The 11862-nt window shown below is 63.5% G+C and carries 11 protein-coding genes; 8 read left to right on the forward strand and 3 right to left on the reverse strand.

Annotated elements, in window-relative coordinates; translation table 11 throughout:
• The first annotated feature begins 81 nt into the window (after positions 1 to 81).
• The 3 genes from AC50X5_RS14110 (at position 82) to AC50X5_RS14120 (ending at position 4056) form a co-directional block, all read left to right on the forward strand.
• On the forward strand, positions 82 to 1155 hold the full coding sequence (locus AC50X5_RS14110; RefSeq protein WP_494976710.1) for a lipid II:glycine glycyltransferase FemX: 1074 nt from the start codon (positions 82 to 84) through the stop codon (positions 1153 to 1155).
• Positions 1156 to 1242: 87 nt separating this feature from the next.
• Positions 1243 to 2532, forward strand: coding sequence for a peptidoglycan bridge formation glycyltransferase FemA/FemB family protein (locus tag AC50X5_RS14115; protein ID WP_494976874.1), 1290 nt, complete (start codon positions 1243 to 1245; stop codon positions 2530 to 2532).
• A gap of 36 nt (positions 2533 to 2568) precedes the next feature.
• Positions 2569 to 4056: a threonine/serine exporter family protein gene (locus AC50X5_RS14120; protein ID WP_494976711.1), complete on the forward strand. Its 1488-nt coding sequence runs from the start codon at positions 2569 to 2571 to the stop codon at positions 4054 to 4056.
• Positions 4057 to 4061: 5 nt separating this feature from the next.
• Here AC50X5_RS14120 and AC50X5_RS14125 read toward each other — a convergent pair whose 3' ends face one another.
• Together AC50X5_RS14125 and AC50X5_RS14130 are read right to left on the reverse strand one after the other, a co-directional pair.
• Positions 4062 to 4898 (reverse strand): siderophore-interacting protein, encoded by an 837-nt coding sequence (locus tag AC50X5_RS14125; protein ID WP_494976712.1) that lies wholly within the window; start codon positions 4896 to 4898, stop codon positions 4062 to 4064.
• A 15-nt stretch (positions 4899 to 4913) separates the two neighbouring features.
• Positions 4914 to 5690, reverse strand: a complete 777-nt coding sequence (locus AC50X5_RS14130) for a uracil-DNA glycosylase (RefSeq protein ID WP_494976713.1) — start codon at positions 5688 to 5690, stop codon at positions 4914 to 4916.
• Positions 5691 to 5785: 95 nt separating this feature from the next.
• Between AC50X5_RS14130 and AC50X5_RS14135 the strand changes: the two genes are divergently transcribed.
• The 5 genes from AC50X5_RS14135 to groL all read left to right on the forward strand — a co-directional run bounded on the left by AC50X5_RS14135 (position 5786) and on the right by groL (position 10305).
• On the forward strand, positions 5786 to 6115 hold the full coding sequence (locus AC50X5_RS14135) for a DUF3263 domain-containing protein (protein ID WP_494976714.1): 330 nt from the start codon (positions 5786 to 5788) through the stop codon (positions 6113 to 6115).
• A gap of 49 nt (positions 6116 to 6164) precedes the next feature.
• The gene (locus AC50X5_RS14140) at positions 6165 to 6785 is read left to right on the forward strand and encodes a LytR C-terminal domain-containing protein (RefSeq protein ID WP_494976715.1); all 621 of its coding nucleotides are present in this window, start codon (positions 6165 to 6167) and stop codon (positions 6783 to 6785) included.
• A gap of 125 nt (positions 6786 to 6910) precedes the next feature.
• A complete protein-coding gene (locus AC50X5_RS14145) occupies positions 6911 to 7117 on the forward strand; it encodes a cold-shock protein (protein ID WP_463937007.1) in 207 nt (68 codons plus the stop codon).
• 89 nt (positions 7118 to 7206) lie between these two features.
• A complete protein-coding gene (locus tag AC50X5_RS14150) occupies positions 7207 to 8358 on the forward strand; it encodes an ABC transporter substrate-binding protein (protein WP_494976716.1) in 1152 nt (383 codons plus the stop codon).
• A gap of 312 nt (positions 8359 to 8670) precedes the next feature.
• The gene (gene groL, locus AC50X5_RS14155) at positions 8671 to 10305 is read left to right on the forward strand and encodes a chaperonin GroEL (protein ID WP_463937009.1); all 1635 of its coding nucleotides are present in this window, start codon (positions 8671 to 8673) and stop codon (positions 10303 to 10305) included.
• A 104-nt stretch (positions 10306 to 10409) separates the two neighbouring features.
• Here the strand turns inward: groL and AC50X5_RS14160 are convergent, their stop codons facing one another.
• Positions 10410 to 11720: an ABC transporter substrate-binding protein gene (locus AC50X5_RS14160; protein WP_494976717.1), complete on the reverse strand. Its 1311-nt coding sequence runs from the start codon at positions 11718 to 11720 to the stop codon at positions 10410 to 10412.
• Positions 11721 to 11862: the final 142 nt, after the last annotated feature.

An 11862-nucleotide genomic window follows, 5' to 3' on the forward strand; every position in this document is an offset into this window, starting at 1 on the left:
CCTGAATGGCCGCCGTTCCTCCAGGCTCTAGACTGGAAGCTGGAATTTGTACTCAACAGAACCAGATTGGACACGGCACTCTTGCGAGAATTCACCGCCCGATTCGCCACTGACGGGGAAATCGAGAACTGGGACAAGCACGTGGTGGCCAATCCCAACGGCGGCAACATGCTCCAGTCCGCCGCTTATGCCACCGTCAAGCACGGCAACGGCTGGACAGCCCGGTTCCTGGTCCTGGAAAGCACCGGCACCCCCAGCTACAACCTGGTCCTGGAGAAGAAGTTCCCGGTGCTGGGCCGCCTCTGGTACCTGATCAAGGGGCCGGACACCGCAGATGCAGCCGAGCTCCAGCCAATGCTTGACGCCTGTGCCACGTTTATCCGTGCTAACAGGCTGAACGTCTTTGCGCTGAAGGTGGAACCGGACGTTGTGGCCACGCCGGAGAACCTGGCCGTGCTGGCCGCCACGCCGCTGGTAAAGGCTCCTAACATCCAGTCCAACGACTCCACGGCCATCCTGGACATCAGTGCCCCGGAAGAGGACGTTTTCAAGGCCATCTCCTCACGTGCCCGCAACGCCGTGCGCCGCGCCGAACGCGAGGGCTGCACGGTGGTCCAGGAGCAGCCGGGCCCCGACACCTACCGGGCGCTGTATGACCTTATGGCGGACACTGTGAGTGCCAAGGGCTCAATGCCGCTGCGCAGCTTCGATTACTACACCCGATTCTGGGACGAGTTCTGCGGCCGCGGCCAGGGCAACTTCTTCTTTGTTTACGAGGACGGCCTGCCCAGCGTGGGAGCTTTCGTCATCAACTACGGCTCCAAGGCCACCTACAAGGACGGTGGCTCCACGCAGAACCGCAAGCAGTACGGTGACTCCCACTTGGTGCAGTGGGCTGCGATCCGCCGCATGCAGGAGCTGGGCTGCACCGAATACGACTTCTGCGGCACGCCGCCGGCGGACCGGATCAAGGACAAAACCCACCCGTTGGCGGGCATGGGAATGTTCAAGACCAGCTTCACCAAGGTGGTCACCGACTTCGTGGGCTGCCACGATCTGGTGCTGGACCGCTTTCGCTACGCCCTCTGGGTCAAAGGCGGCGAGCGTGTGCTGCGCCGTCTCGAAACCGCACGCACCGGCGCCCAGTTCTACTGACGATTCCCGCCTACCATCTTTTTGACGTCCACCACAATGAGGCGAGGTTCACCCTTGAATTCTTTCGGTACAGCGCTGGGCACGGCCCTGGAGCTGAGCATTCTTAGCGACTCCGACTTTGAAGCTTTCGCTTCCGGCCATCCCCAGAACAACTTCATCCAGTCCGCGGAATTCACCCGGTTCCAGCGCTCGCGCAGCCAGGATGTGGAGCTGGTCGGCATCCGCAGGGGTGGCGAGCTGGTGGCGGCTGCCAAGCTGGCCTACAGCCGTAACCGGCTGGGATATACGGTCTGCGACTGCTCAAAGGGACCACTGCTTGACTACACGGACGCGGCGCTGGTCAGTGGCGCCGTCGGGCTCCTCAAAAAGCGCGCAGCAGAACGTAAGGCCGCCGAACTCAGGATTTCGCCCAACCTTCCCTGGGTGGCGCGCGACGAGGACGGCGCCGAACACCCCGAACTGCTGGACAACCGGCCGCTGGCGGCGCAGCTGGAGGGTCTGGGCTTCGTGCACCAAGGCCACCAGATGAACTTCGTGAACGTCAACTGGATGTTCATCAAGACCCTGACAGGGATCACGGACGCCGAAGAGCTCATTATGGGCACCAGCTACCGGACCCGGAAGGCCATCCGCAAGGCCGAGAAGAACGGCGTGTACCTGGAGCAGGCCACGCCGGAAACACTTGACGAGTTCTACGATGCCCTCAGCACTGCCGGCAACGAAAAGGGCTTCGTTTTCCGGGAACGTGACTACTACGAAAAGCTGCTGCGTACCACCTCGGCCGAGTTCACCAAGCTGATGATGGCAAAGATCGACATTCCGGCCTACCGGAAGTCCATCACCGATCGGCGCGATGCCGAATCAGTGGTGCTGGCAGAGCTGCGCCGCGAGGTGGAGGAGACCGGCAGCAAAAAGAAGGCCAACCGCATCAAGGTGGTCCAGGACCTCGTGGACAGCTACGAGCGCAGCCTGAAGGACATTGAGCGGTTCCCGGATTCGGTGGGTGTGGCAACCGTGGCGGCGATCCACTTTGTTTGCTACGGCGATGAGTTGACCTGCGTGATCGGCGGCACCAAGCAGGACTACATCTACTTTAACGGCGCCACCTCGCTGTACTGGGGGATGATGCTGCATGCGCTGGAAAACGGCTATTCGCGTTACAACTTCTACGGAACGTTCGGCATCCAGGGCCAGGACCAGGAAGGCCACGGCGGCTACGAATTCAAGAAGGGCTTCGGTGGCGAGGTGGTCCAGCTGATGGGTGACTTCGTGATGCCGGTCCGGCCCCTGGCGTTCCGGGCCAACAACCTGGCACGGGCCGCCGTCGCGGCAGGCCGCACAATTTTGGCCAAACTGCCCCTGAAACGCGGGGCGTAACACGGAACTATCATCAATCAGGGAGGGAGGACCAGCGTGAGCCATCAAGGCGACGAGCCACAGAACCGGCCGCACACCGACGGACTGCCTAAGACCCAGCCGCTTTCACCTTCCCAGCTGCGGCAGAATATGGCCGCCAAACGGATGCTCAAGCGCCTGGTCCAGGGAGAGCACCCTCCGACGGCGCCGCTGAGCATTGTGGACAGGCTCGCCGGGAGTCCTTATGCCAACCCGATGATCCAGGTAGGCGGCGTTGACACCTCTGCCCGCAAGACGCTGGATTTCGCGCTGCACCTGGCCGAGACCATGTTCCGGTACGGTGCCGGTGCCCTCGAGGTGGAGACGAGCATCATCGCCGTTACCGCCGCCCTGGGCCTGAAGAACATCGAGGTGGACATCACCAACCAGTCCGTCGCGATCAACTACGCGCCCAAGGACCAACCGCCCATCGCGCTGCTGCGCGTGGTGCGGTCCTGGACCAACAACTACGCAGGGCTCGCCAAGGTGCACCAGCTGGTCAGCGACATCGTGTCCGGGGGAGTAGGCAGGGACGAGGCCATCCGCCGGCTGGACGATGCCATCACCAGCCCCAAGCCGTTCCCGCGCTGGATGGTCACGGTGGCGTTCGGCGTCTTCGCCGCCGTGTTTGTCGGTGTGCTGGGCGGCGGGCCGGTGTCCTCACTGTTCGCCTTTGTACTCAACATCGGAGTCAACCTGCTGGGCCGCCAACTGGGGCGTTGGCGCGTTCCGGACTTCTTTACGACTGCGGCCTGCGCCTTCGCTGTAACGCTCTCGGCGCTGCTTTTGTGGCGTTTTGGCCTGACCAATTCGCCGTCGATCGTGGTGGTGGGCGGCATCCTGCTGCTCCTGCCCACAGGACGCCTTGTCTCGTCCGTGCAGGATGCCATTAACGGCTTTCCGGTCACTGCGGCCGGCAGGTTTCTGTCCACGCTGTTAACGTTCGGGGCACTGGTGGCGGGCATCGCCGTCGCCTTCTTGGCAGGCCAGCTGTCCGGCATGAAGCCCATCGACGTCACCCAGACCTTCCCGCCCGCCTACGACCTCTGGGTGCTGGTCATCCTGATCGCGGTTGCGGTGATGGCCATCGGCATCACCGAACAGACGACGTGGGACCTGCTGCTGCCCACCGCCGCTGTTGGCATTGCCGGCTACCTGGTGCTGATCGGCGCCGAAGCCATCGGCATTGGTGACCGGTTCTCGCCCGCGATGTCCGCCGTCGTCATCGGCCTGCTGGCCCGGGTGGTGGCACTCAAGATGGGTGCGCCCCAGCTGGTGGTCGCGGTGCCGGCCGCCCTGATCCTGCTGCCCGGCCTGACCATCTTCCGTTCCATGTACGTCCTGACCATCGAGGAATCCGAGATCCTGCTTGGCGCCAGCGGGATGCTCAGCGCCGGGGCCATCGTGCTGGGCGCCGCGGCCGGCATTGTGCTGGGCGATGTGCTGGCCAGGCCACTGACGCGGGGCCTTGCCAGCAACGAACGGCGCAGGGCCCGGCGGCGGTAGTCCGGCTAGATCTTCCCGATCGGGAGCTTCTTCTCGGCCTGGAAGTCGTCCTCCACGCGGCCCTGGGCCCAGTAACCGGACAGCGAAACCTGCTTGCGGTCCAAGCCGCGCTCCACGAAGAAAACGTCGCGCAGGGCCTTCATTGAACCGCGCTCGCCGTGCGCAAAGACCTGGACAGTGCCCACGGGCCATTCGGCGGTGCGGACAGCCTGGACCAGGAATTCCGGTGAGCCTGCCGGCGCTCCATGGCGGAAGAGCCAGCGCAGCTCAACGCCGGCGGGAGCCTTGAGCTCCTGCACCTCGGCCTCGCTGTCCACTTCCAGGAAGGCCAGCCCGGAAGCATCGGCGGGGAGGAATTCAATGGCGGCGGCGATCGCCGGAATGGCTGCCTCATCGCCGGCGTAGAGGTACCAGTCGGCGTCGGGATCGGGGTTGTAGCCGCCACCCGGGCCGGAGAAGCTGAAGGTGTCCCCGGGACGGGCGCGGGCGGCCCAGGGACCGGCAAGACCCTCATCACCGTGGTTGACAAAATCGATGGCCAGTTCCTGTGCGGACTCGTCCACCCACCGGATGGTGTAGGTGCGGGTGACCGGCCACTGTTCGCGCGGCATGGTCTCCTTGATGGCCGCCAGGTCCAGCGGCTGCGGGTACTCCACACCAGGCCGGGGAAAGGAAATCTTGACGTAGCGGTCCACGAAGCCGTTGTTGACGTACTCGGCGAATCCGGGACCGCCCGCTACGATCCTGATCATGTGCGCGGAGAGCTGCTCCCGGCGAAGTACTGTCAGGGTGATGATCGGCCTGATCCGGCGCGGTGCAGAGGTGTCTGCAGGAGTAGTCATATAGGTAAGCCTAAGTTAATGCGGCAGCTCCCAGGAAACGCTGCCTGCTCCCTGCTCCTTCAACAGTGTATTCACCTTGGAGAAGGGCCTGGATCCGAGAAACCCGCGTGAGGCGGACAGCGGACTGGGGTGTGCACTGACGACGGCGGGCGTCCCGTCCAGCAGGGGTGCCAGGTTCCGGGCATCCCGACCCCACAGCACCGCCACTAAAGGTTGCCGCGAGCGGTCAGGCCGGCGGCGCCCCGCCACTGCCCGGATGGCGGCGGAAGTGACTGCCTCCCAGCCCTTTCCGCGATGTGACCCGGCGGCGCCGGCCTTCACGGTCAGCACCGTGTTCAGCAGCAGGACTCCCTGCCCGGTCCATGCTGACAGATCGCCATGGTTTCGTGGCGGCAGTCCCAGGTCCGCCTCAAGTTCCCGGTAGATATTGGCCAGGCTGCGGGGAACGGGTCGCGTTGCCCGGTCCACGGCGAAAGCCAGTCCCACAGCATGCCCCGGCGTCGGGTAGGGATCCTGGCCAACTATCAGAACCCGCACCTGGGCCAACGGCTGGCGGAAGGCTCGGAGAATGTCCGACGGCGCCGGGAGGACCAGGTGACCGGCTTCGGCTTCGCCGGCTACGAAAGCCAGCGCCCTCCGGAGCTCGGGCTCGACAGCGGCCAACGCCTCTGCCCAGTCCGGTGCCACCAGTTCAGCCAACGGGCGCTCTGCCATGGCCCGGAGTTCGGCAGCATGGTCCTCGCTGCGCCGGACCGGTGCCGGCAGGTCAAAGAGCGGTTCGGGATCAGACATCCGTCCATTCTTGCAGCCGCGGCAAATGACAACCATGTAATTCGTCCGTAGCATGGGAGGAACACTTTGCGCCTCCAAGCCGGAAGGATTTTGCCGTGGCAGAACCAGCGCACGAATACCTGCAGCAGCCAGCCGGTGAGGACTCCCTGCTGGCAGGATTTACCCTCCGCGACTCGCCCCTGTCGGAGCGGGAACAGCAGATGCTTGCCCTCGAACGGCAGTGGTGGAAGTACGCCGGAGCCAAGGAACAAGCCATCCGCGAGCTGTTCGGTTTGTCCGCCACGCACTACTACCAGAGCCTCAATGCGCTCATCGATACCGAGGACGCCTTGGCCTACGATCCCATGCTCGTCAAGAGATTGCGTAGACTACGTACGTCGCGTCAACGCGCCAGGACGGCACGCCGCCTGGGCTCGGACGCTTAATAGTCCGCGCTGAGCCATCAGCTGCAACAACCAAGGATGACTCGCCACCATGACCCAATATGCCCGGGATGAATTCGACCAGGTACCGGAATCCTCTGCACGGCAAGGTGTTCACAGGACAGTAATGGCCCCCGCCCGCAAGCGGCTGTGGCCGGTCATGACGGTAGGCGTTATTGCGCTCCTGGTTGGACTCGCTGCCTTCTTCATTTTTCCCACGCTTGGGCTCGGCCCGGGCGGTACCCCTGCCGCCGTGAGCGACACTCCCAGCACATCGTCGGCACCCACTGAGCCGCCGGCGTCGGACACTCCCGCTGAACCGGAACCCACTCCCAGTGCGCCCGAAGGTGAGCCGTCTGCGGAACCGGAGCCGTCACCGTCGGAGACCGCTGCAGCGGTTGACAAGACCCAACCGGTAGCCGTCTTTAACGGCGCCGGAGTGGGCGGCCTGGCCGGGCAGGTGGCCGGAGTAGTGCAGACTAACGGCTGGGCCCTCGCCGAAGTAGGCAACTGGGCCGGGGCCCCACAGCAGACATCAGTTGTCTTCTATGCCGGTCCCGCGCAGCTGGCCAATGCGCAGGCATTGGCAGGACTACTGGGCATTCCAACGGTGGTTGAAAGCGCCGAATTCCGGCTTCCCCTGGTGGTTGTACTGGGACCGGGCTACCAGTAAACCGTTCCGGATTACGCCTGAATAACTATTGCCGGCCTGCCGTGCGGGAACCTCCTGGACACCTCTCGCCGCTGGCTAGAGTAGCCTCAAGTCCTGATCCGCGAGCTACGTGAAAGTTGGAGACCATGGCATTGGGAACCGTTAAATGGTTCAACGCCGAAAAGGGGTACGGCTTCATTTCAGTGGATGGCTCCGGCAATGACGTCTTTGTCCACTGGTCCGCAATCCAGGGTGAAGGCTACCGCGCCCTGGAAGAGGGCCAGCGGGTTGAGCTTGAAGTCGGCGAAGGCGAAAAAGGCCCGCAGGCCGAAAGCGTCCGGCCGGCCCCGTGATTCCCGCGCTGCGTAGCTCCGCCCTCGGACTGTCGGGCGCCTTGATCCTGACCGTGACGGCATGCAGCGGGGTCGCCGGTAATGCCCGTATGGCGGACGTTGAAGCCAGTGGTGACGGCACCCTGCGGATCGGCGTCATCCTGGACAATGCCGGCGATCAGTCCTTCCTCAATGACGCCCAGCGTGCGGCCGTGGAACTGGCTGTCAAGGACATCAATGCAGCAGGCGGCCACAAGGGCAAGCCGGTGGAGCTCCTAAAAACGCCCACGGGTGACCCTGCGGCGCAGGCCCGCAGACTCGCTGACGCCAAGGCTGATGTTGTTATTGGTCCCACCGATTCCGGCAATGCCCCCGCCGCCATCGACGTCCTCTCACGCGCCGGCATCACTTTGATCTCCCCGGCTAATACTTCCTCAGGCCTCAGCGGCTACAAGTCCGGCGGCTACTACTTCCGCACGGCAGCTGCCGATATTGCCCAGGCGCCAGTGCTGGTCAAGCTTGCCAGGGACACCGGAGCCAAGAGCCTGGCAGTCATCGCGCAGGAGGGCAGTTACGGCAGGGCCGTTTCCGACGCCGTAGCCGCCGTTGCGGAGGACTCCGGACTGGGTGCGCCTGTCGTCGTGGAGTTCGCGCCGGGCGAAGCAGCCGACGCCGCCGGCAAGATCCGCGACGCCGCCGCGGACGCCGTCGTCGTCATCGCCCGTGAAGGTTCCCAGGGAGCCCTTGCGGAACTGAAAAATGCCGGAATCTCCGGCGCGAAGCTGCTGCTCGCGGACGCCGCTTTTGACCAGTTTGGAGCCGGGCTGGCGAAGGGCACCCTGGTAGGTGCCCGTGCAGTGCTTCCGGGCGTCTTTCCCACGGCCGGGTTTCAGGACCGGCTGCTGTCCGTTGACCAGGATCTGGTGGACCTGACGTTCGCGGCCGAGAGCTACGATGCAGCCACCCTTGCTGCACTTGCTGCCGAGGCCAGGGAAGACGACGCCGGGAAGTCGATTGCAGCAGGCCTCATCGCCGTTTCGGGGGGCGGAGCCGGTGCCGACCGGAAGGTATGCACCTCCTTCGTAGAGTGCCGCGAGTTCCTGGATTCCGGATCTGAGGTGGATTACGACGGCCAGTCAGGTCCGGTGGCATTTGATGAGAACGGCGACATCACCTCGGCCAGTTATATGACCTTCACCTATGGGCCGGACAACAAAGCGACGCTTTCCGGCCAGGAATCTTCAGCCCGCGCCGGCGGGTGACTTGATGCCGCCCGGGTGGTGATCGCCAGCAGCGAACTGCCGCCCGGTTCCGGGCCTTGAGGGGTTCGGCTGCTTGCACTCTCACCGGGGGAGTGCTAATTATTGAGTTAGCACTCCCGCGTGCAGACTGCTAAATGTTGGCCGGTTCTTCCGGTCCGCATCCGCTGCTGGACCGGGGGCGAAAGAAAACACCTTGCTGGGTGAGATCCCGCAACCGTCGGCATACAGAGGCCGGCGGCGAAGGATCGTCCGTCGCGGGCACTTCAGCAACGGTCCATTCTTAACGACTGTCCCGAAAGGACTACTGCCGTTATGGCCAAGATCATTGCATTTGATGAAGAGGCACGCCGCGGCCTTGAGCGGGGTCTGAACATCCTCGCCGACGCCGTTAAGGTCACCCTCGGCCCGCGTGGCCGCAACGTCGTCCTCGAAAAGAAGTGGGGCGCCCCCACGATCACCAACGATGGTGTTTCCATCGCCAAGGAGATCGAGCTGGACGATCCTTACGAGAAGATCGGCGCCGAGCTGGTCAAGGAAGTTGCCAAGAAGACGGATGACGTCGCAGGCGACGGCACCACCACCGCAACCGTCCTGGCCCAGGCCCTCGTCAAGGAAGGCCTGCGTAACGTAGCCGCCGGCGCGGACCCGCTGTCCCTCAAGCGCGGTATTGAAAAGGCCGTCGACGCCGTCACCACCGAACTCCTGGCATCCGCGAAGGAAATCGAAACCAAGGAAGAGATCGCCGCCACGGCCTCGATCTCGGCCGGTGACGATGAAATCGGTGCCCTCATTGCCGAAGCCCTGGACAAGGTCGGCAAGGAAGGCGTCATTACGGTCGAGGAATCCAACACCTTCGGCCTGGAGCTGGAACTCACCGAAGGCATGCGCTTCGACAAGGGTTACATCTCCGCCTACTTCGTCACTGACGCCGAGCGCCAGGAAACGGTCCTTGAGGATCCGTACATCCTGATCGTCAACTCCAAGATCTCTAACGTCAAGGAACTGGTTGCTGTCCTCGAAAAGGTCATGCAGTCCAACAAGCCGTTGCTGATCATCGCCGAGGACATCGAAGGCGAGGCCCTGGCCACGCTGATCGTGAACAAGATCCGCGGAACCTTCAAGTCTGTTGCCGTCAAGGCTCCGGGCTTTGGTGACCGCCGGAAGGCCCAGCTCGCCGATATCGCCATCCTCACCGGTGGCCAGGTCATCTCCGAGGAAGTCGGCCTCAAGCTTGAGAACGCCGGCCTGGAGCTCCTGGGCCAGGCACGCAAGGTTGTTGTCACCAAGGATGAGACCACCATCGTTGAAGGTGCCGGCGACGCCGACCAGATCGCCGGCCGCGTTTCCCAGATCCGCGCCGAGATCGAAAACTCCGATTCGGACTACGACCGCGAGAAGCTGCAGGAACGCCTGGCCAAGCTGGCCGGCGGCGTTGCAGTCATCAAGGCCGGTGCCGCAACCGAAGTTGAGCTCAAGGAACGCAAGCACCGCATTGAGGACGCCGTCCGCAACGCGAAGGCTGCCGTCGAAGAAGGCATCGTCGCCGGTGGTGGCGTTGCCCTCATCCAGGCCGGCGCCAAGGCGTTCGCGAACCTGAACCTGACGGGTGACGAAGCAACCGGTGCGAACATCGTCCGCGTTGCCATCGACGCCCCGCTGAAGCAGATCGCCTTCAACGCCGGCCTCGAGCCCGGTGTTGTGGTGGACAAGGTCCGCGGCCTGCCCGCAGGCCACGGCCTGAACGCCGCAACCGGCGAGTACGTCGACCTGCTGGCTGCCGGCATCAACGATCCGGTCAAGGTGACCCGCTCTGCACTGCAGAACGCTGCCTCCATTGCCGGCCTGTTCCTCACCACTGAGGCCGTTGTTGCTGACAAGCCCGAGAAGAATGCTGCCCCCGCGGGCGGCGACGACATGGGTGGCATGGGCGGTATGGGCGGCTTCTAGCCTCCTCTACCGGACCTGCTCCCGGACACAAAAGCGGCTCCCTCTTCTGCAGTGAAGAGGGAGCCGCTTTTTTGTTGGCGTGTTAGCCGGATTCTGGAGTGCAGCTACTTACTGGCGCTGGCAATCATGCCTTCAACTTCCTTCTTGAAGGCTTCGGCGGCGGCCTGCGGGGTGAGCCTGTCGTAGAGAACCTCATCGGTGTAGCGCTTGATGACGTTCTGCACGCTGCCCGCACCTACGGGCGGAACCGGCGGCGCTTCCTTCATGTCCGGCTCGATCTCCTTCAGGAAGGACACCACCGTGGTATCGGCCGGCTTCAGCGAGGCAGTAATGCTCTCGACGATTTCGGAGTTGGTGGGCACGCCGCGGTCCGTCATCAGGATTGCCCCGGCCTCGGGGCTGTTCGTCAGGTAGTCGATGAATTTGGCAGCGGCTTCCGGGTGCTTGCTGCGCGAGGAAGCCGACCAGAACATGGTGGGCTTGTAGTACATGCCGTTGTCCGCGGCCGCGCCGTCCGCGCTCGGCGCCCGCAGCATCTTGATGGTGTTGCCGGTGGTCGCCTCAAGGGAGCCCAGTTGGTTGGTCCACCACCATGCCATGCCCACGCGGTTCGTGCCGAAGAGGCTTTCCTCAAGGCCGGCCCCGGCATCCTCGGTGGCTACCGTGGCGGGCGGACTGGCTTTCGAATCCCGCTGTTCCTTCAGGCGCTCCCAAAAGGACGCTGCCGTTGCGGTGTCGAAATCCAGCTTGCCGTCGGCTGAGTAGAGGTTCTGGCCGTGCTGCCGAAGCCAGATGATGAGATCGGCTTCGTTGCTTCCGTAGGCTGCCCCGTAAGTGCTGCCGTCACCGGAAGCGCTGATCTTGGCCGCGATGTCCACAAAATCATCCCAGGTCCACGTGGTGTCGTCGGGGAGTGGGACGCCCGCTGCTTCGAAGACCTTGGTGTTTGCCATGATGACGTACGCGTTCTGTCCGGTGCTGAGGCCGTATTGGGCGCCGTCGTACTGGCCCGAAGTCAGTGCCTCCTCCGACAGCTTGGAGGTGTCTATGCCGTCCTGCTTGCTAAGATCCAGAAGGGCCCCGCGGCCACCGTATTCGGCGATGTACTTCTGGTCCATCTGGATGACGTCCGGCGCATCGTTGGCCGCCGTCTTGGTGGCCAGCTTGTCCCAGTAACTGCTCCACTCACCGGGTTCGGATTCGATCTTGATGGTGGGGTTTGCCGCTTCGAAGGCCGAGATGACTTTTTCCGTCTGCGCGTTGAGGTATTCGTTACCCCACCAGGCAAACCGCAGGGTGACTTCCTCATTGGCGTTCTGGCCACTAGCTGCGCCACAGCCGCTGGCCAGCAGCGAAACTGCCACAGCTACTGCGCCAAACTGGAACTTCCTCCGGCTCAGGTTTGGAATCTTCATTGATATGCCTTCCTGCTGATGCTAAAACTAGGCGAGAAAACGGTTTCTCATTGTGGTTTCTTGATTCTGCCGCTAGTGGGGGGCTACGTCAAGGGATATGAGTAAACGCTTTCTGAGCCAAGGGGCCGCCCGCGTCTGGCAG

The organism is Pseudarthrobacter sp. MDT1-40-2, from assembly GCF_059383595.1.

Coding starts and splice junctions, on each gene's coding strand:
- AC50X5_RS14125 (WP_494976712.1), bottom strand. CDS start 4,898: ATGACTACTCCTGCAGACACCTCTGCACCGCGCCGGATCAGGCCGATC.
- AC50X5_RS14130 (WP_494976713.1), bottom strand. CDS start 5,690: ATGTCTGATCCCGAACCGCTCTTTGACCTGCCGGCACCGGTCCGGCGC.
- AC50X5_RS14140 (WP_494976715.1), top strand. CDS start 6,165: ATGACCCAATATGCCCGGGATGAATTCGACCAGGTACCGGAATCCTCT.
- AC50X5_RS14145 (WP_463937007.1), top strand. CDS start 6,911: ATGGCATTGGGAACCGTTAAATGGTTCAACGCCGAAAAGGGGTACGGC.
- AC50X5_RS14150 (WP_494976716.1), top strand. CDS start 7,207: ATGGCGGACGTTGAAGCCAGTGGTGACGGCACCCTGCGGATCGGCGTC.
- groL (WP_463937009.1), top strand. CDS start 8,671: ATGGCCAAGATCATTGCATTTGATGAAGAGGCACGCCGCGGCCTTGAG.
- AC50X5_RS14160 (WP_494976717.1), bottom strand. CDS start 11,720: ATGAAGATTCCAAACCTGAGCCGGAGGAAGTTCCAGTTTGGCGCAGTA.